The sequence below is a fragment of the Mycoplasmopsis mustelae genome (genome assembly GCF_004365095.1).
Taxonomy (GTDB): domain Bacteria; phylum Bacillota_I; class Bacilli_A; order Mycoplasmatales; family Metamycoplasmataceae; genus Mycoplasmopsis; species Mycoplasmopsis mustelae.
On the sequence record NZ_SOCN01000001.1, the window covers coordinates 79017 to 97912 of the forward strand.

Genomic DNA, 18896 nt, shown 5'->3' on the forward strand with positions numbered 1-18896 from the left:
TGATGCTTAGTAATTATTTTTTATCATCACCTTGCATTGAACGCATGATTTGTCTAATTTGTGTTTCGCTTGCTTTACGTCCCATTTGTTGGAACATAATTCTAATTTGCTTTTCAGTAATTGGTGGGTTTTCTTTTAGTTGTTTTTTAAACATATTTCTTGCTACAAAAAAAGTAACTAAAGCCGCTGCCAAGGCAACACCAATACATAAGAAAATAATCATTAATGAAAATGCTAGAGTAGTCATTGATACCATAAATAACTCCTTTTAATTAATTATACTTAATTTTTTGATATTCTTCGTTGTTAAAGTCTTTAATAAAGTTGATTAATAAATCACTAGCGGCTAATAAATCTGATATAGCACAAACTCCGATAGGACTATGCAAGTATCTTTGTGGTAGCGAAATTGTAACAGTAGCTGCTCCGCCGGGTGCAAATTGTAGTTCTTTAGCATCAGTTCCACCACCGGCTGCAACAAATTTATAAGCAGAAATTTGGTATTTTGTCGCAAGCTGAGTTAAATAATTTATTAATTTTGGATCCATTAAAGTTCCGCCATCTTTAACTCGAATCGCAACACCAACAAATAATTTTGTAGTTCCTGGAATGCAACCAAATGTATCATGTGATGATGTGGTATCTAAAGCAATTGCGACATCTGGATTAATCAAAGCAACCGATGTGCGCGCTCCTCGAGTACCAACCTCTTCTTGCACAGTTCCTACTAAATATAAATCAATATCTAAGTCTAAATTAGCAACATTGTTTGCGATTTCTTGTAAAACTGCTACTCCGGCACGATTATCCATAGCTTTTCCACCAATTAAATCCGGATCATTAAAATAAACTGTTTCACCAGACATATATACACGATCACCAATTTCTACACCACTATCAACAGCATGTTGTTGATTTTTAAAGCCAAAATCAGCATATAATTCATCATTTTTCATTGCATTTTTGATTTGTTCAGGCGTTTGGATGTGAATACTAGTATGACCGAAAACGCCTAGAAAAGTTTGATTTTGTGAGGTTAACAATTTCGCTTTAGTCCCAATTACGGTACTAGCTCAAATTCCACCAATTGGTGTTAGTAGGAGTTGACCATTTTTATCAATCATACGCACCATATAACCAACTTCATCCATGTGTGCAGCAATCATCACTTTAACAGCGTTTAATTTTTTACTTGGTTTATGAAAAATGACGCTCCCCATTTTATCACGACTAATTTTAAACTTACTTAAATCAATGTTTCTTTTTAATTGATCTACAACAGGTTCTTCAAAACGAGACATTGCTTCTATCTCTAGATATTGCACTAAAGTTTGCTTAAATTTTTCTGCTCTTTGCATAAATTCCTTATATTAAATTTTTATATTATTGTATCAAATTATAAGTAAAAGTAGCTAAAATACTTTAACTACTTTTACTTTAAAGATGTTTGTTAATTTTTTGTTTAATTTGCCAATTAAGTTCTTTAATTTTGGATGCTGAATAATATAAATTTCCTTGGTTTGAGATAAATAATTGTACGTATTTACGTTCTTGATTATTAAGATATTTTAAAAGTTTTTGGATTTCTAAGAAAGCCAGATTACGATAGTTTTGAAATTCGCTTTGCTGAATTCAATTCATTTTGCTTTGTAAGTTCGCTAAATTCATCAGATTATGTGCAATTTTAGTTTCAAATTTAGTTTGTGAATTATAGGTAGTATTAAAAGTATTTAAAATTCGAAACTTCAAAGTGGCTCAAAAGTAGTTTTCAAAGGGAACCCGGCTACTTTTGCGCTTAGTTGTTAAAATAATTAAAATTTCATAATAGGCTGAATTAATTAGTTCATCGACGCTAAAAACATTACAAAAATAAAGTCCAGCGATTTTATAACATAAATTTTGTAATTTTTTAAAATATAAGCGATTAAAAACAAACAATAATTGGTTTTGAGTGATTAACCCCGTTTTATTGATTTGCAAAAAATTAAGCACATCTATATCAAGGTCACTAATTTTTAACCTAGTTTGCATTGATTTTATTCATTAAATCAAAAAGAATAATTCCGGTTGCTACTGAAACATTCAACGACTGCACACTACCAAACTGTTTGATATAAACACTTTGATCGCATACCGAAAGTACACTTTTTGTTACTCCATCTCCTTCGTTACCAACAATAATAATTGTTGGGGTATTATAAATAATTTGAGTGTGTGGTAAAGCGTTTGCATCTAAGGTAGTTGCATATGCTCAATAACCATTTTTTTTGAGTCGACTAATACTTGCTGATAAACTATTAACTTTATAAAAGTTCATTCCAACAAAACCACCCGACGAAATTTTTAACACTGTAGCATTTAAATCCACGCTTTTTTCTTTTGCAAATATAATGTCTTTTATTCCTGCAGCATTTGCAGTTCTAATAATTGCACCAAAGTTATGTGGATCTTGAATATGATCTAAAATTAAAACACATTTAGGTTGCTTTTTAATTAAATAATTTAAATCCTTACAAATAATTTCATCAATAAGTGCAATAAAACCTTGATGATTTTGATTAGTGAGTTGATTTAAAAAATTTAGGTCTTTGATTTCTATATTCGCTAAATTTTTAAAAAAATGTTTGTTTTCTACTTTAGATAAATAAATTTTTTTAAACTTGATACCATTATTATAAGCATCTAAAACAGTGTTCTTCCCACACAGTAATAATTCTTTCATATTTATCCTTGCGTTTTTCATAATTTTAGTTCTTTTTTAGATTAACTTTAGTCTAAGCAACTCAGCGCGTAATAAATCAGCCTGTTCATAGTTTTTTTCTTGCAGTAAACTTTGTCATTGATGATATGTTGATAGATGACTTTGGTAATTAAAATCAGCGACATCAAAAGCTAAATCTTTGAAAATTTTACACAATAAATTAATATCATTGCAATTTTTATATAAGTTAATGTTTTTGATTAAATCATTAATAAATTTATTAAAATGCGAAAATTGACGTTGATATAAAAACTGCATCGCTTGTTGGTGTTGTTTAAAATCAAAATCTGAACTAGAGTTGTTGAGATGTTTTAAAAAAAAGATTTTTTTAATTCTAGCTAATAAAACATCAACATTATTAAGTAAGTTGTCATCTATATTAATGCTACTAGTTAAAGAATTAAGTAAAAAAATTAATTTTAAGTGATCGCCTGAATATTGATTTAAAAAATCTTTAGCTAAGATAATATTTTGCAACGACTTTGACATTTTTTGTCCTTTTAAATTGATTTGCCCGTTACGAATTCATTCCTTAGTAATATTATTATTTGTTGCGGCTCAATATTGAATATTTTCGTTTTCGTGATGTGGAAAGGTTAGATCCATACCACCACCATGGATATCAATTTCTGTTCCATTAAAATTTTTATCAATCAATGCAGCACATTCAGTATGTCAACCCGGTCTACCAAAGCCAAAAACCGATGGATATTTTACGCCTATGTTTGTATCTTTTCAAAGCACAAAATCTGCTGCAAATTCTTTAAATTCGGATTTTTCTTCATCAAAAATCATATGAGAAATCTTTTGATTTGATACTATACCGTAGTTATTTTGATTTTTTAAAACATTAAAATAAACATTTCCGTTTTTTTGGTAAGTATGTCCTAGTTTAGAGAGTTTTAAGATAAAATTTTCTATAACATCTAAATTTTCAGTTACATACTCTAATTTAGAAATTGTATCTACTTTTAAAATTTTTAGTAACTCTAAATAATTTTGAGCATATTTTTTAGATATTTCTACTTCGCTTCATTGATTTTTGATTGCTTGTTGAATAATTTTATCATCGATATCGGTGATATTATGCACAAAAAAGAAGTCTATTTTCAGATTTCTCGCAGCTTTTAAAATTAAATCCATCGTTAAGATTGGTCGTAAATTACCAATATGCACATCGTTATAAACCGTTGGCCCACATACATAAACTTTTAACATAGATTTATTATATATTTTTTGTTAATTTTGCTATTTAAAAATACAAATCAACTTGATTTGTATTAAAGTGATCAAAATTTTGAAATGGTACATCGTACAGGGTTCGAACCTGCGACCCGCTGGTTAAGAGCCAGCTGCTCTACCGACTGAGCTAACGATGCTATAATATTATATTACTTTTAAACAAAAAGTAATATTTTTAATTATTTATACACTAAGAAATTTTTCAATTAACGAGATAATTGTAATTGAAATAAGACCAGGAAAAGCCACGAAGAAATAAGAAACCATAAAAGGTTGATATTTAGAAAATAATAGAGGTCTTAAATCTACTGAAAGGAATAGAATTATTCATAACGTAAAAAGAAGTGTAGCATATCATAAAAATTTTATTTTTGGTTGATTTATTTTTAACGGGTTTTTAGTTAATAATTCCTTGTTTTTATAAATAATGAAAAGTGGTACTCAAATAAATAGAAATTTTTGCAATTTATTCAAGCTTGATTTTCTTACTAAAATAAATCTATATGAAATAAGGTGGAATCAGATAATAAATGCATAAAATGCTATTGACCAACTTAAGAAAAATATATTATTTCCACTTAAAATATTTGTAAAAGAAGTTACATCGCTAACAAATAACGCAAAGAATGTTATAAATAAAATAAAAAATGTTATTGAAAGGTAAGAGATTCATAAATATTTGTTTAATTTATTATATTTCATTTTATTCTATGTGCGAAAAGTCTTTAGGTGGGTGATTTTTTTTATATGTATCATCTGTTTTGAAACCATATCAATAACCAAATGAAAAAAACGATCAAACATCTTTTTTTGAAACTAATTTTTGTGCCGATTTTTCACTTCCTCAACCAAAATTTGCTAAAATTTATTTGTTCTTTTATCATATCCATAAATAACAACATTATGTCCTATATTAAAATTTGCAAACGCTAACATAACTGGTAGATTGTTTTTTAAAAGAAAATCTTCTGGATTCGATGAGTGTATTCAACTTGCACTTCATTCTGAAATAATATGATTTTTAATTTCTTTATTTTTTAAAAATGTCATTAATATTTCGTTTATTCATGAAGCACTTTTCACATTTTTCCACATACCAGAATCTTTATATAATTTCCATACAAATGAATCTTTTGGTTGATTATACATAAAGTATTTATGTTTTAATATAGCTTCATTTCCACTTTCTCCGCTTTTTGGCACATTAAAATATTGTTTATATTCTTTATTTGTTATAAATCCAGATGTTACGAAAGTTTCCATATACTCAATCATCATTGATAAAGCTATATATTCACACAAACCAACTCCATCATCTTCAACGTAACCAATTTTTTCCATTGTATTTTTTGCTCTAAATCACCAAGAATTAGGCACTTCATTGGAAACTCTAAAATTAGGATCAGCGTCACTTCAAGCATCAAAAATATCTTTTGATTTAGACCTATCTTCTATATTACTAATTTTGTACCAATAATCTCTTTTTAATTTAAATTTCGAATCATCTATTTTTAATTCCTTATTTTTATTGATGATTTGATTTTTAATGTTTGAAATTAATGAATTATCTAACTTTAGATTATCATCCATTTTTACATAACTATCGCTTTTTTTCAAACTAAACCAAAAAAAGGTAAATAAAATATCTTTTTATCTATAAAATCTGATTGATTAAACTCATATTTTGTAATTTCTTTTGATTCATATGTTTCCACATCAATAACTATATAAAAACTATTAAATTGTAAAAAAATAATTTTTTTGTCGTCTAAACTTTTTATATCTTTAATTAAAAATTTAAATGAAAGTTTAGAACCAATAAATGTTTCTATTTCTTTTCTTGCACTTTTTATATAATAGTCGTCTGTTTCAAAAATTTGACTAATATTTTGATTTTCCTGTTGTTTTTGTAGAAATTGAGTATCTATCATAATACTACCTCCTAGTTTAATTATGTTTAATTATTTCACTTTTTTAACGAAAAATCAAATAAAAAATTAATTTTTGATTTTTTTTGATTTTTTTTCATATTTTTTTCAAATTTATTAATACATTTTGTAATCTTTGATAATTTAATTTATAATTAAATTAGATAAAAAGTATCAAAAAGGGTTGATTTATATGCTAAATTTGCTCTTTTTGATAGAAAGCAGGAATTTATGAACGAAAAAGTACAAAAACATTTTGAATCACTTAAACCTTTCAAGCCTTATGAATCAGTTACTTTTGATCGACTTGAAAATAATTTTGGGGTGCATCCTATCATAATTTTTTTAGATGTATATAAAGACATTTATTACTATGTTAAAGCGCGTAGTGCGATTAATAAATACCACCACAAACGCGCTAAATTAGAACATGAAATCAAAGTGCCGAAAGCCAGAAAAGGATTATTTATCCATGATTCATTTGTAGATACATCAGAAATTTATAAAATCTCCTATGAAGATTTACACCAAGTTTTTGATGAAGAATCAATTTATTATTTAGAAACTGATTTTTTTACCTTACAAGAAATTAATGATTTATATACTAATATTATCCGAAATTTGGAAAGCAAACATCCTAGTGTTTCTCTTTGTCATGTTTTTATTGATAAAAATAAAAATGTGTGTGCAAAAACCTTATATGCATGTGAAAATTTTTTAAAACATGATTTCGAATGAGTACGACAAGATGCAACTTTAACTAAAAAAGCTCGCGAAGCTAAAAAAACTTTATTATTAGATATTCAAAAAAATCGTAATAAAAATACCAAAACATTAAAAGAACTTTCAGATTTAGCCATCTGATGTAAAAAAGAATACAAAGAAGCCTTGTTAGAATACCACGGTCGCATGAACGAGCAACAAAAACTAACTGAAAGTTTTCCTGAATTTTGTGAAAGTTGTGATTTAGGTTCATATTGTCAAGGACAATTACACGAAATTCGTAAAGGATTAGAAACTGGATTGGATATTAGTTTATATAATAATGGGTTATTTGATGCTTGGCAAATGGAAGAAATTCGTTTAGGTTTACAAACAGGTATTGATGTTAGTTTATATGCAGATCCAAAACTTTCTTGAGAACAAATGCGTAATAAACGCCAAGAACTTTCGGGCGATAACTTTGATCACAAAACATCATATCCAGAAGTAAAATAAAACTTTTATCCCTAAGTTAATGGGATAAAAGTTTTTAATTAATTAAATTCTAAATTATTACTTTGATAATCTACTCTATAACCAGCACTTTTTAGTTGGTTATATAAATTAACTTCATTATTTGGAACGAAGATTTTAAATTTATCGCCCGAAAAAGTTCCATTTGAGAAATTAATTAAGGTTGATAAGTTTGCTAATCCGGTTGAATTTAAGGTAGCGCCTTGTGCTTTTGGTTTAATTAAAATATTTTTGGTTCCTTTACCATTGCTGAAAATAATTTTAGATCTTGGCATTGGTGTTTGCTTATCAAGGATTGCATCAAATTGTGCTAAATTCATATTTTCGGTGTCTGTTTCTCAAGTTTCAGAATTATTATATAAAACAATTCTTTTAAGTTTTCTTAAACTACCTTGACCTTTATCCTCATCATAGAAAATCATATTTTTTAGACCTTTAGCTTGCGGGATTCTTGATAAATCTAATCCAGTTGGATACGAGTTTCCACTCGCATTACGGTCAGGTTTTAGACCCGGACCAAATGAACCCTGAAAAATTCTTTCGTTATTTCTGGTTACATATGCCATTCTTAAACCGTTATTAATTTTAGTCAAATCTTCTTCGCTAACTCAGTCTTCTTCATCAAAAGCTAATGAATCAAAGGTTATTCTAGTAAATACCCTAGCATTTTTTGCATAATCAAAACTTACATTGTAATCTTGAGTATTAACTCATGCAACATTTTTTAACGCTCATGGATTAATTGCTCAACGTTCATCTAAAGAATTTTGTGAAGTATATAAACCTAATTCATCGATTTCTTTATCTTGTAATGCTTCTAATCCATCAGTGTTGTATCCTTCAAAAAATAATTCTAATAATGGTAATTTATGAGGGAGCACCGATAAAATATCTTTAATTTTCTGTCTTGAATTACTTAAACCGATGTTAGTAAAACGATATCCGGTAATTTGTTCGTTGTTTTGAACTAATTTTTGTATTAATTCTTTCGCTTTTTGATAACCGCTTTCATTTGCAAAATCTACAGTTACCACAGTAGCTTCTTTTCTATTGCTTGGAATATTATTATCCGCATTTCTTGTGTAATGTGTAAATTTAATTCCATCACTATTAGAAAATCCATATTTACCTTCATATTGAGAGGTTACATTAGACTTGGTTCATCCTGGAATATCACCACTTTCAATTTGTCCGCCTGGTCTATTATAAATACTATTAAATCCAAACACACGTTTTTGAGTATTATTTCTTGTAATTTCTGAAGTTACTTTGTTAAAGATCGGAGTTCTGGTATAAGAATCAATTTGACCTTGTGCATTAACATATGTATTACGATCATCAGCACCAATATATAAACCTTTACTTAAATCAGCTTTTACACTTGGTGCTACTTCAGTCAATTTATTTGCATCAATATTAAATGCAATTCATAAATGACCCACTTTTAAAGTAGTACGATCATAACCACGAGGTGGAATATAACTTAATGTATCAGGCATGTTATATCATTGCTCATAATATTGTTGTTGCGAATCAAACATATATTTTTTAGCATTTCCAGATTCAATCAATTGTCTATATTTAAACCATAATTGTAAAATTAAATCTAATTCATTCGGTGAATTATCTAGATGCGTTTGAATGATTGCATTACCATCTCTTTTGTAATCATCAAAATATGTTGCACCAATTGATTTTCTATCACCCGGAATTCCGGTTCATAATTTATTAAATTGACTCAAAGATTTTACTCCGTTTGCTACACTCGCTTTAATATTCGCTTCAGTAACAGTAACATTAGATATATCCGGCGTTAATTCCGCAACATATGGAACACGATTCACAATTCCTTTTTCAACATCGCTTCGCTTATCAACACGAGGTGGTAGCGGTTGAGTTTCAACTGTAAATGTACCTGCATCAGTGCTAACTACTTGTTTAACTGTTCCAGGTTTTGGAGTTATTACAGCTGGCTTTGGAACAGGTACAGGTTTTACTTCTTGCTTAACCTCCGGTTTAGGAGGCACCGGAATAGTTGGAGTTGATGGTTTGGTTTGCGGTTTTGGTTGATCTGGTTTTGGAATTGGTACAGGTTTAATTTCCGGTTTTGGTTTTTGTTCAATAGGTTTTACTTCAATGGGTTGTTCAACTATTTTAATTGGTTCTTTTGGTTTAGGTTGCTCAGGTTCTTTTACTTTTGATTTTTGTTCTAAACCAAAATCTTTTGCAGAGTTAATTCCATTTTTTAAATCTAAATTATCTCTTGCATCGATAACAGGAACACTGTTTAAGTCATTATCATAATTTATCGAAGCTGATGTTTGGGTTAAATTAGCTAATGCCACAGAACCGGCAACAGAACTTGATAAAACTGCTCCTAGAACAATTAAATTAATCTTCAGAACTCTTTTTTTCATATTAACCTCCTATAGAGAAAATGATATTTATAATATATAAAAAAATATATAATATTATACTACACTAAAATTTAAAAAAATATCAACAAAAATAAAATTTAAGACAATTTTAAACATAATTAAAAATACTGAATTTGTTCATTTTCAGTTCATATCTAGTTTACTTTTGATTTTTTAATATATAGAAATTCGATACCAAATAAATATAAATCAACTTTGAAAGTCATAATTTCGCATTTAACATATGGTATAATTTAAATCAAAATTAGATAGGTAGGTCTTATGAAATCAATTTTGAAAAAAACTAAATCATTAAAACAGTTTTTATTTATTAACTCTACATTAATAACACCTATAATAACAATCGCTTGTACTCAAAATAACTCAAAAACTAATAATCCAACTTCATTACCTGAAGATAAACAGATTGATAAGCAAAAACAAAAGAATAACCAAGATAAATCTAATATGCAAGATACAGGTTCAAAACAAAAAAATCTGCAAAAAGATAGAACAGAAATTAATGAATCTAAAGATAAAGATGTAAAAAGTCCCCAAAATAATTATTATGATGATACAAAAACCCAACAATTGATAACTAATAAATCTTTTGATGAATTATTTAACATCTCTCCAATTGATAAGTCATCTATTTTGGCTTCAAAAGCCATTGCAAACACCAATGAAAGTAATTTTGGTTTTTCAAGGGATTTAATAACTATTGCCATTAGAGATACAAGAATAAAATTCAAAAGAATTAATCATATTGCTAATGACAAAAATGGTACCTTAGAATTAAGCTTTGCTTTCGGTGATGGTGGTTTTGTTAAAAACTATACAATTAGTGGCTTCCAAAAACAAAATGTTCCTGATTTCCTTATTCCAGAAGCAATTGCAAATGATAAAAATTCACAAAAAAATTATTTTAATAATTTAACAACACAGCAACAATATCAATATGATTGAGACTTAATCAAGAAATTTTATCCACAAAAAACCACAAATATAACTAATGCGCAAAAAACACAAATTAACACTGCATTAGCTAAATTAAATATTCCGAATTATGACCAATTGCATTCAAAAGGTTATACAATCGCTGTAAATAATAACGGCAAATTAACCTTACAACTTCCTGAAAGACCACCAATTGTAATCTCCAACTGAACCGATAATTTAAGACATGGTGGAAAATTAGAAGATAACACCGGTTTAGCTAGAACGCTAGTAAATCAATCATATTCAGATTTTGCTAAACAAACTTACCAAATGAATATTAGTTTTTATAAATTTTCTAGTGATCCACAACAAAGAAAATTATTATCACAAGCATTTGTTTATGACATTGATTTAGGTGAATTGATTAAATTACTAAAAGATGGTGCAACAAAAGATAAAATTAAACAAGAATTTGAAAAAATTAAAAACATCAAAGAGGCATGATATGTAGTCCAAGGTGAGGCAGAAAAACAACTTATTGATGATTATCAAGGACAAAAAGATGCAAATAATAGCGATTTATCAGCAGTTTTATATACTCAGTGAATTAAATCGGAACGACAAAAAGTTATTAATAAACTGAATACAATCAATGGTTTAAATGAAAATGTTAAAAACAGAGCTATAAATTTTGTTAATACAATAACTGATTTTAGAAAGTTAGAAAAAGCAGAAGAACAAAAAGAAGGAAATGCCGGAACTGCTTCTATTTTAGATTATCAAATCCCAGATAATCCTAATAAATATCCAACAAAATTTTATTTTATTACTAACTACCATGTGGTAAACGGATTAGCTTCTAGAGATAATTTTGATATTAGTTTAACTCGTTTAAATGATAATGGTTCATTTATTGGTAATACCTTAAAACCTTTATTTTATGATCAAAATTTTACATCCTTTAAAATTGATAAAGAAGCTTTCAAAGTAATAGTAGACGGTCGTGATTTTTTAAAATTTGATCCATCATTAGTTGCAAACAATACTGTTGCAAATTCTAATGAATTGGTCGATTTTGCAATCTTTGAAGTTGATACTACTAAAATTATCGATTCATATAATCGTTCAGCAGAGCAATTTGCAAAAGAATTAAGTAATAATTATGCAAATTTACCAGATGAGAAAAAAGTTAAGATTCCAACTTATGATTACTTGCAAAAAGAAGGTTATCAAAAAATAGATGCTCCACTTTTTGTCGGTCAAAAAGACAAAAAAGATGTCAATGATTATGATTTATTATATATCATTGGTTTTCCTAAAAGCCAAAACTCTCAAAATGGTTTAGTAGACTTCTTTTTATTAGAAGGTCCAAATGCACAATACGAAAATGAAGACCTTATCAAAAATGCTAGATACTCATTTTCTTTATGAACTAATGCGGATCGTTCATTATATAAAGTTGCGGACCTAGAAAATAACCGTTACGCTAAGAATGGTGGATTTTTATCAACTACTAATTCATTAAGTGAGTTTATGGATCGTAAAGGAGTATTTGATCGCTTTATCGCGCTTCCGTTTGTAGCAAATAAAAATACCGAAAAACCAACTCCTCAACTAATTGATTCTCTTGATGATAATAAACATTATTATAATGCAGGTTTATCATTTGCAGTACGTGACTTTAACATCGGTGGTGGTGCCTCAGGTAGTCCAGTACGTAGTAAAAAGAACGAATTAATAGGATTAATTGATTCAACTTTCTTTAATTCACACGTAACAATTGCAACTGCATTGCGTTCATCTGGTTTGGATTACCAACAAGCATTTGGTGATTATAATTTACCACAATATGACGTTGTTTACGGCGGTGGAAAAGACCAAAAAACTTCATTTAAAGAAAAATTAGCAACATTATACGGAAACAATATTAAAACCTGACTTCTCAAAAATGGTGTGAGTGTTACATACCCAGATTATGATTTTAATAAAGCAAGTACACAAGGGAAATAATGAAAAAGGTTCGTACACGTTATGCACCTAGCCCAACCGGGTATTTACATATCGGTGGAGCTAGAACTGCATTATTTAATTACTTATTCGCAAAACATTTTGGTGGTGATTTTATTTTTCGTTTGGAAGACACAGATATCAAACGAAATGTTGAAGGTGGCGAGGCATCACAACTAGATAATCTTGTTTGATTAGGAATTATCCCTGATGAATCTCCGTTAAAACCAAACTTAAAATACGGTAAGTATCGTCAAAGTGAAAAATTGCAACGCTATCAAGAAGTTGCAAATTGATTAATCAATCAAAATTATGCATATAAAGCATATGATACACCTGAAGAATTAGAAGCACAAAAACAAGAAAGCGATGCAAAAGGAATACCTAGTTTTCGTTACAATGCAAAATGATTACAAATTTCAGAGAGCGAAAAACAACATAGAGATGCAATCAAAGCATATTCAATTCGTTTGAGAATGCCTAAGAATCAAATTTATCAATGAAGTGATATCGTGCGTGGTGAGATTAGTTTTAATTCAGATGATATAGGTGATTGAGTTATTTTTAAATCCGATGGATATCCTACTTATAATTTTGCAGTAGTTGTAGATGATCATGATATGCAAATTTCACATATTTTACGCGGTGAAGAACACATCGGAAACACTCCAAAGCAAATTGCTTTATATCAAATGCTAAAATGAGAGACACCGCAATTTGGACATCTCACCATTATTACTAATATGGAAGGTAAAAAATTATCTAAACGTGATACATCATTAAAACAATTTATAGAAGATTATAAAAATGAAGGTTATCTCCCGGATGCAATTTTTAACTTTTTATCCTTATTAGGATGAACTGCAGCGGATGCAACCGAATTAATGGATAAACAAACAAATATTGTAAAATTTGACCCACAAAGACTCAGCAAGAGTCCATCTAAATTTGATATTTCTAAAATGAATTGATTTTCAAAACAATATATGAAAAACAAAACAAACAATGAAATTATAGAAGTTTTAAACTTAAATAATTTAAATAAAGACCATGCTTGAGTCGAATTATTCATTGATACATTCAAACAATCTGCAATTACTTTTGAGGATTTAAAGCACGATTTAGCAATTTATCTAAATTACGTTGATCAAACAATTACATTTCAAGATGATGAATTAAAAGTAGTACAAGAGTTTTCTAAAAACTTATCTAATAGCTTGGAGTTTTCAATCACAAGTATTCAAAACGCAATTAATCTAACATCACAAAACTTAGCTATAAAAGGTAAAAAATTATTTATGCCAATTCGTTTAGCTACTACTTCGAAAGAACACGGACCTGAGTTGGCTAAAGCCATTTATTTATTTGGTCAAGAATTTATTAAGAAAGCGTTAGGAAAGTATTAAAATGAAAATTAATTTTAAATCTACAATAAAACAAAATAACGATGAAAGAGTAGTAGACTTTGATGCAGATTTAGAATATACAAATGAAGATGGTTATCAAGTATTTACCTTTAGTGAACCGTCAGAAGGAATAAGAAATCGTATAGAGGTTTCTGATAATGAAATTAATATTTATGCAGGTTCTACTTCGGTATATCTAAAATATAATCAAGTTTATAATTTTGATTTAGATATTGACCATCATCAATGAAAAAATCAGATAATCAATTTAGATTCACATTGATTTCTTAAAGATTTTCAAGAAAACTCCTATTCATTCACATACACCTTATCACGTAATGGTACATTATTAGGTGAATATGCTATTACATTAACCATCAAAGAATAAGAAAATGTCCCAATAGGGACTTTTTTATTATATTTCATTTGCTTTGGCCAATATAATGTTGCTGACTCCATTAAAAAACCAGCATCTCTGCTGGTAAAAAGTTTTCAAACTTTTTTTATCTGACTCTACCAATTAAATCACTGGTAGTTTCAGCTGTAGTTTTATCTTCAACAATGCTAAAGTTAGACATTGTTCCTTCATTAAGAATGATTACAATTACATCACTACGCAAGTTATGTTGTTTCAATAACTCTAAATCTACAGCAACTAATTTATCTCCGGCTTTAACTTTGTCTCCAACTTTAACGAATTCGACAAATCCTTCACCATTTAATTTCACTGTATCAATTCCGATATGTACTAAAACTTGTACACCTTCTTTACTTGTGATACCGATAGCATGTTTACTTGGAAACACCGAAACAATCTGACCAGAAATTGGGGCATAAACATTTCCAATTTTTTCTGCATCAAATTCAACTGCAAAACCATTTCCCATTAGTTTTTCTGAAAAAACACCATCACGCAAGTCTTCTAAAGCAACCAATTTTCCTTTAGCTGCGGTTTGAATTTTAACAGATTTAGTAGATGTAACTACTTCACTCGGCATTTCGGTTTGAACTGATGTTTGAGTTTCATTTAATTTTTCTTGATTTTTTTCTACTTGTGATTCTAGAGCTTCGGGATTATTTACTAATGCTGCTTCATATTTAGCAATTAAACTTCTTTGAGATTTAATTTTTGCATTAAGCTGTTCTGAAGCCGGACCCATAATTGCTTGAGCGTGATTTCCACCTTCAAATTTAACTCCAAATGCACCAGCTTTTTTAAGTTTCTCAACATCAACTTTCGAAACGTCTTTAACATCATATCTTAATCTTGAAGCACAGTTATTAAATGCAGTAATATTATCAAGACCACCAAATCCTTCAACAATTGCAACCGCTTTCATATCTAAGTCTTTAAATTCTTCATTAGAATGAAATGATTTTTTAAGAAAATCTGCTTTGTTGAATAATTTAGTATTTCCACCTCTACCTGGAGTTGCTAAATCAAATTTCTTAATTGAGAAGTAGAATACAACAAAGTATATTGGAACATATCCAAGACCGATAACTAGTGATCATCAGAAGTGTGTTCCTTTTGATACTGGAATAATTCCGTATGAAATAAAGTCTAACAACCCACCTGAGAATGCTTGTGGAATATGCACACTTGCTAAGTTCGCAAACATAAAGGACAATCCGGCCATTAATGCATGGAACCCTCAGAACAATCAAGGAGCTAAGAATAAGAATGTAAATTCAATTGGTTCAGTAACCCCGGTTAACATTGCGGTAAATCCAGCCGGAAGCACTGTCCCTAAGGCAACTTTACGATTTTCCTTTGGAGCCGCCAAAATCATTGCAGCAGCTGCCGCAGGTAACCCTAAAATCATAAACGCAAATTTACCGTCGGTAAATCTTCCTATTTTCATTCCTATACTTGCTATAAAATCAAATAATTGAACAGAGCGTATATCTTTACCAACTTTTCAATCAACTGTAGAACCAAAATTTAAAAGTGATAAAGCTGAGGTTGAATCACCTTGAAACTTACTTGGTTCTGCAGCAACCGCTTCTTTTAAAGTGATTAAACTTTGCCCAGCTTCAAAGCCTGGTTTTGCGCTTTCTGCATTATATCATGTAGTTAGTAAACTATTGATATCTCCACCAGCGTTTGAATATCATAATGGAGCATAGAAAACGTGGTGTAATCCAAATGGAATTAATGATCTTTCAATAACACCAAATATTAATGATTCAAAACCATACGGTACTTTACCTAATGACTCACCAAATTTATTTAAACCAACTCCGATTCAAGGTCAAAATAACAAGAATATCAGAGCAAGCACAAATGATGATGGAATTGCGATCAATGAAACAAATCTTTTTCCACCAAAGAACGAAATAACTTGTGGTAATTGAATTGTGTGAAATTTATTATATAAATATTGCACCATCAATCCAACTGCAATACCACCAAATACCGAAGTTTGTAATGAACGAATACCTAGTGTATTACCGATTAAATTTTTCATACTTTCAGGGTTTCTTCCTCCACCTGAAAATAGAACAATATATCCTTTAATATCATTAACATTAGTAACCTTGCCAGTGACAAGATTCTTTGTCGGTACTTTTTCATAAAACTCTCAAATAAATACGCTTTGTACTGATAAAAAGATCAAGAACGCAACGATGGTTGCAAACACACCGACACCGGCTTCATCAGTAAAGGCAATGACAAAGGCTGTTGCAAATAATATTGGTAATGCAGCGAAAACTGGATCACCTAACGCTTTAATTGCATTACCAAACACACTTAAGGCATAATTTACTACGTTACCATCTTTATCAAGCGAACCGGTAAAAATCGCAGCACCAATACCTAAAAAAAGTCCGGCAATTGACATAACAGAAATAGGTAGCATAAATGCACCAGAAATTTTTGATAAAACTTTACGCGCTTTACCAGAATTACTATTATTTAATTTCTTATTTGCATCTACTTTTGCATTTCTGCTTTTAAATAGCAATTTAATAGATTTCATTTTTCCTTTCTAAAATTTTTAACAATTTCTATAATTATAACAAAATAATAATAAAAGAACAAATATATAACTAAAACTTGAAAAAATAAAACCAGTAAATTTATCAAATTTTAACTAAAAATTAACAAATATTTAGCCTGTTTTTAGTATGTAATTCCTGCTTCTTTTTTTGCATAATGTTTTTTGATTAATGACAGCGGAACTAATAACGCAAATAATACTACTATATAAATAGGAATTGAAATTAAAGAACGAATTACAATCGGTGTCATAAAGACTAAATAATAATCTTTAACTATATAATTTCTTCCTAGATAAAAATTAGCATATCTAATGAATGCAAATGGTCCTCAGATTCATCTTGCTACCACTATTATTGAAACTGTTAAAAAGAAAGATAAAATTAAAATTCCGATGCGATTTTTCTTATTACTATCGTTTTTTGTTTTTAGATAATAAATTGATAAACCAATTAAAATACTAATAAAAACTCCTGCAAAAGTCATTAAAATTATTCCAGCAACTAATGAAATTCTTGAAACTCCAAAAGTTTTAGAAATTTTAATTCCTTTAGGATCATTTACTTGTGTGCTAAAAACATATATTAAGATAGCAAAAATAACTATCAACGCCACATTCATCACAATCATTGATTTATTTTGATTCTTTTTAAATAAATCAATGATAAAACCAATCATTATCGTTGTTATTATCGGAACAATAGCATAAACTCAGTGATAAAAACCGATTCGTCCAGCGAATAACAATCCAAAAAAGTCAGCCATAAATGAAAGTAATGAACCTTTAAACTTACCAAAAAAATATGCGAACAATATATAAAAGACATATTCAAAATCTAAGTTAATAATTCTTGCAACGGTAAAATTTTTAATTAGCGAAATTATTAGAAACAAAGAAAACAAAATTCCTGCAAACGCAATATCTTGGATTGAAAATCCATATTTTCTCCGTCTTGCTAATTTAAAATTATATTGATAATAACCGTCTTCAAAATATATTCCAATTAAGAAAACTATCCGAAAAATAGAGCCAATTAAATACGAAAACAATGATATATAAAGTCATTTAACTATTTTTTTTTGCCTTAATTTTGGTGATAAAAAATCAAAAATAAAATTTTCTCAATAATAACCCTCTCAAAATGAACTGGCTATTGATATAAAAAATAACACTATTACACAAAAATATAAAAAAGCAAGTTGTGATACTTGCTCAACTTTTAGATTAATTATGCCTAAACTAGGGATTGAAATAATACAAAATATAAATAAACCTAAAAAAATAAGTTTTAATATTACATTTAATCATAATTTATTTCAAATTTGTTTTTCTTTAGCAATAATTTCCATAAATCAATTTTAGCAAATAAAATTAATTTAATGAACAATACTTTTACTTTGTGTGTTTTTTTTAGGATAAATATAAGTTAACTTAGTATCTGCATCTAACGTTGTAAAGTAATATTTTAATTTATCTAAAATATTTAACTCATTAACTTCACTAACTTGACCTAAGGAAATGGTTTCTTCGTCTTCATATATATATTCATTCAATATTTTAGAATTCATTCGATAAAAGTTTTTATAATATAGTGCTGAGTCTCACATTTTTTCGTGGTTATATAAATCTGTTACATCCTCGTTTTCTTGTACTTGATCAACATTTCTAACTTCACCAAAAATAATGTCATCTCCAATATATAAAATTGGTAACAATCTATCAATTTCATATGAAGCAAACTTGCTGATTGATTTTTTTAATTTATCAGTCATTTTATAAATTTTAAATAATTGGATTTTTGTTGGATTGATTTTTTGCATATTTTCTTTCATTTTTACCTCAGTTTCTATATAACACAAGTATTAAAAATAAACCAAAAAAGAACAAAAAAATTTTATGCGTAGCATTTCAACAAAAATACGTGAATTTGCAAAATAAATATAAAATGCAGAAAC

At 28.5% G+C, this 18896-nt stretch carries 15 protein-coding genes and 1 tRNA gene; 4 read left to right on the forward strand and 12 right to left on the reverse strand.

Features of this window, described 5'->3' with window-relative positions; all coding sequences use genetic code 4:
* Positions 1-13 precede the first annotated feature (13 nt).
* The 8 genes from BCF59_RS00315 to BCF59_RS00350 form a co-directional block, all read right to left on the reverse strand.
* Positions 14-256 (reverse strand): YneF family protein, encoded by a 243-nt coding sequence (locus BCF59_RS00315; protein ID WP_134110039.1) that lies wholly within the window; start codon positions 254-256, stop codon positions 14-16.
* A gap of 16 nt (positions 257-272) precedes the next feature.
* On the reverse strand, positions 273-1358 hold the full coding sequence (locus BCF59_RS00320) for a zinc-binding metallopeptidase family protein (protein ID WP_134110042.1): 1086 nt from the start codon (positions 1356-1358) through the stop codon (positions 273-275).
* Positions 1359-1437: 79 nt separating this feature from the next.
* Entirely contained in the window at positions 1438-2031 is a 594-nt protein-coding gene (locus tag BCF59_RS00325; RefSeq protein ID WP_134110045.1) for a hypothetical protein, read from the reverse strand.
* Positions 2021-2722: a 23S rRNA (guanosine(2251)-2'-O)-methyltransferase RlmB gene (gene rlmB / locus BCF59_RS00330; RefSeq protein ID WP_134110048.1), complete on the reverse strand. Its 702-nt coding sequence runs from the start codon at positions 2720-2722 to the stop codon at positions 2021-2023. The genes BCF59_RS00325 and rlmB overlap by 11 nt, the downstream gene beginning before the upstream one ends.
* 36 nt (positions 2723-2758) lie before the next feature.
* Positions 2759-3979 carry a class I tRNA ligase family protein gene (locus tag BCF59_RS00335; RefSeq protein WP_134110051.1) on the reverse strand — a complete coding sequence of 407 codons (1221 nt, stop codon included), beginning with the start codon at positions 3977-3979 and terminating at the stop codon, positions 2759-2761.
* 85 nt (positions 3980-4064) lie between these two features.
* A tRNA-Lys gene (locus BCF59_RS00340) sits at positions 4065-4140 on the reverse strand.
* Between the two features lie 721 nt (positions 4141-4861).
* The gene (locus BCF59_RS00345; protein WP_134110054.1) at positions 4862-5593 is read right to left on the reverse strand and encodes a putative cysteine peptidase; all 732 of its coding nucleotides are present in this window, start codon (positions 5591-5593) and stop codon (positions 4862-4864) included.
* Positions 5594-5595: 2 nt separating this feature from the next.
* Positions 5596-5934: a hypothetical protein gene (locus BCF59_RS00350; RefSeq protein WP_134110057.1), complete on the reverse strand. Its 339-nt coding sequence runs from the start codon at positions 5932-5934 to the stop codon at positions 5596-5598.
* 228 nt (positions 5935-6162) lie between these two features.
* Here BCF59_RS00350 and BCF59_RS00355 point away from each other — a divergent pair, with 228 nt between their 5' ends.
* Positions 6163-7149 (forward strand): Mbov_0400 family ICE element protein, encoded by a 987-nt coding sequence (locus BCF59_RS00355; protein WP_134110060.1) that lies wholly within the window; start codon positions 6163-6165, stop codon positions 7147-7149.
* A gap of 38 nt (positions 7150-7187) precedes the next feature.
* Here the strand turns inward: BCF59_RS00355 and BCF59_RS00360 are convergent, their stop codons facing one another.
* Complete coding sequence (locus BCF59_RS00360; protein ID WP_134110062.1) at positions 7188-9584, reverse strand: putative immunoglobulin-blocking virulence protein; 2397 nt, start codon at positions 9582-9584, stop codon at positions 7188-7190.
* Between the two features lie 282 nt (positions 9585-9866).
* Between BCF59_RS00360 and mip the strand changes: the two genes are divergently transcribed.
* The 3 genes from mip to BCF59_RS00375 are packed head-to-tail and all read left to right on the forward strand — an operon-like array spanning position 9867 to position 14324.
* Entirely contained in the window at positions 9867-12533 is a 2667-nt protein-coding gene (gene mip / locus BCF59_RS00365; protein WP_134110065.1) for an Ig-specific serine endopeptidase MIP, read from the forward strand.
* Positions 12533-13936 carry a glutamate--tRNA ligase gene (gene gltX / locus BCF59_RS00370; protein WP_134110068.1) on the forward strand — a complete coding sequence of 468 codons (1404 nt, stop codon included), beginning with the start codon at positions 12533-12535 and terminating at the stop codon, positions 13934-13936. The genes mip and gltX overlap by 1 nt, the downstream gene beginning before the upstream one ends.
* 1 nt (position 13937) lies before the next feature.
* Positions 13938-14324 (forward strand): DUF1934 family protein, encoded by a 387-nt coding sequence (locus BCF59_RS00375; RefSeq protein ID WP_134110071.1) that lies wholly within the window; start codon positions 13938-13940, stop codon positions 14322-14324.
* Between the two features lie 115 nt (positions 14325-14439).
* Here the strand turns inward: BCF59_RS00375 and BCF59_RS00380 are convergent, their stop codons facing one another.
* The 3 genes from BCF59_RS00380 to BCF59_RS00390 all read right to left on the reverse strand — a co-directional run bounded on the left by BCF59_RS00380 (position 14440) and on the right by BCF59_RS00390 (position 18773).
* On the reverse strand, positions 14440-16920 hold the full coding sequence (locus tag BCF59_RS00380) for a PTS transporter subunit IIABC (RefSeq protein WP_134110074.1): 2481 nt from the start codon (positions 16918-16920) through the stop codon (positions 14440-14442).
* Between the two features lie 143 nt (positions 16921-17063).
* Positions 17064-18290 (reverse strand): ECF transporter S component, encoded by a 1227-nt coding sequence (locus BCF59_RS00385; RefSeq protein ID WP_134110077.1) that lies wholly within the window; start codon positions 18288-18290, stop codon positions 17064-17066.
* A gap of 27 nt (positions 18291-18317) precedes the next feature.
* Complete coding sequence (locus BCF59_RS00390; protein ID WP_134110079.1) at positions 18318-18773, reverse strand: hypothetical protein; 456 nt, start codon at positions 18771-18773, stop codon at positions 18318-18320.
* Between the last annotated feature and the right edge of the window lie 123 nt (positions 18774-18896).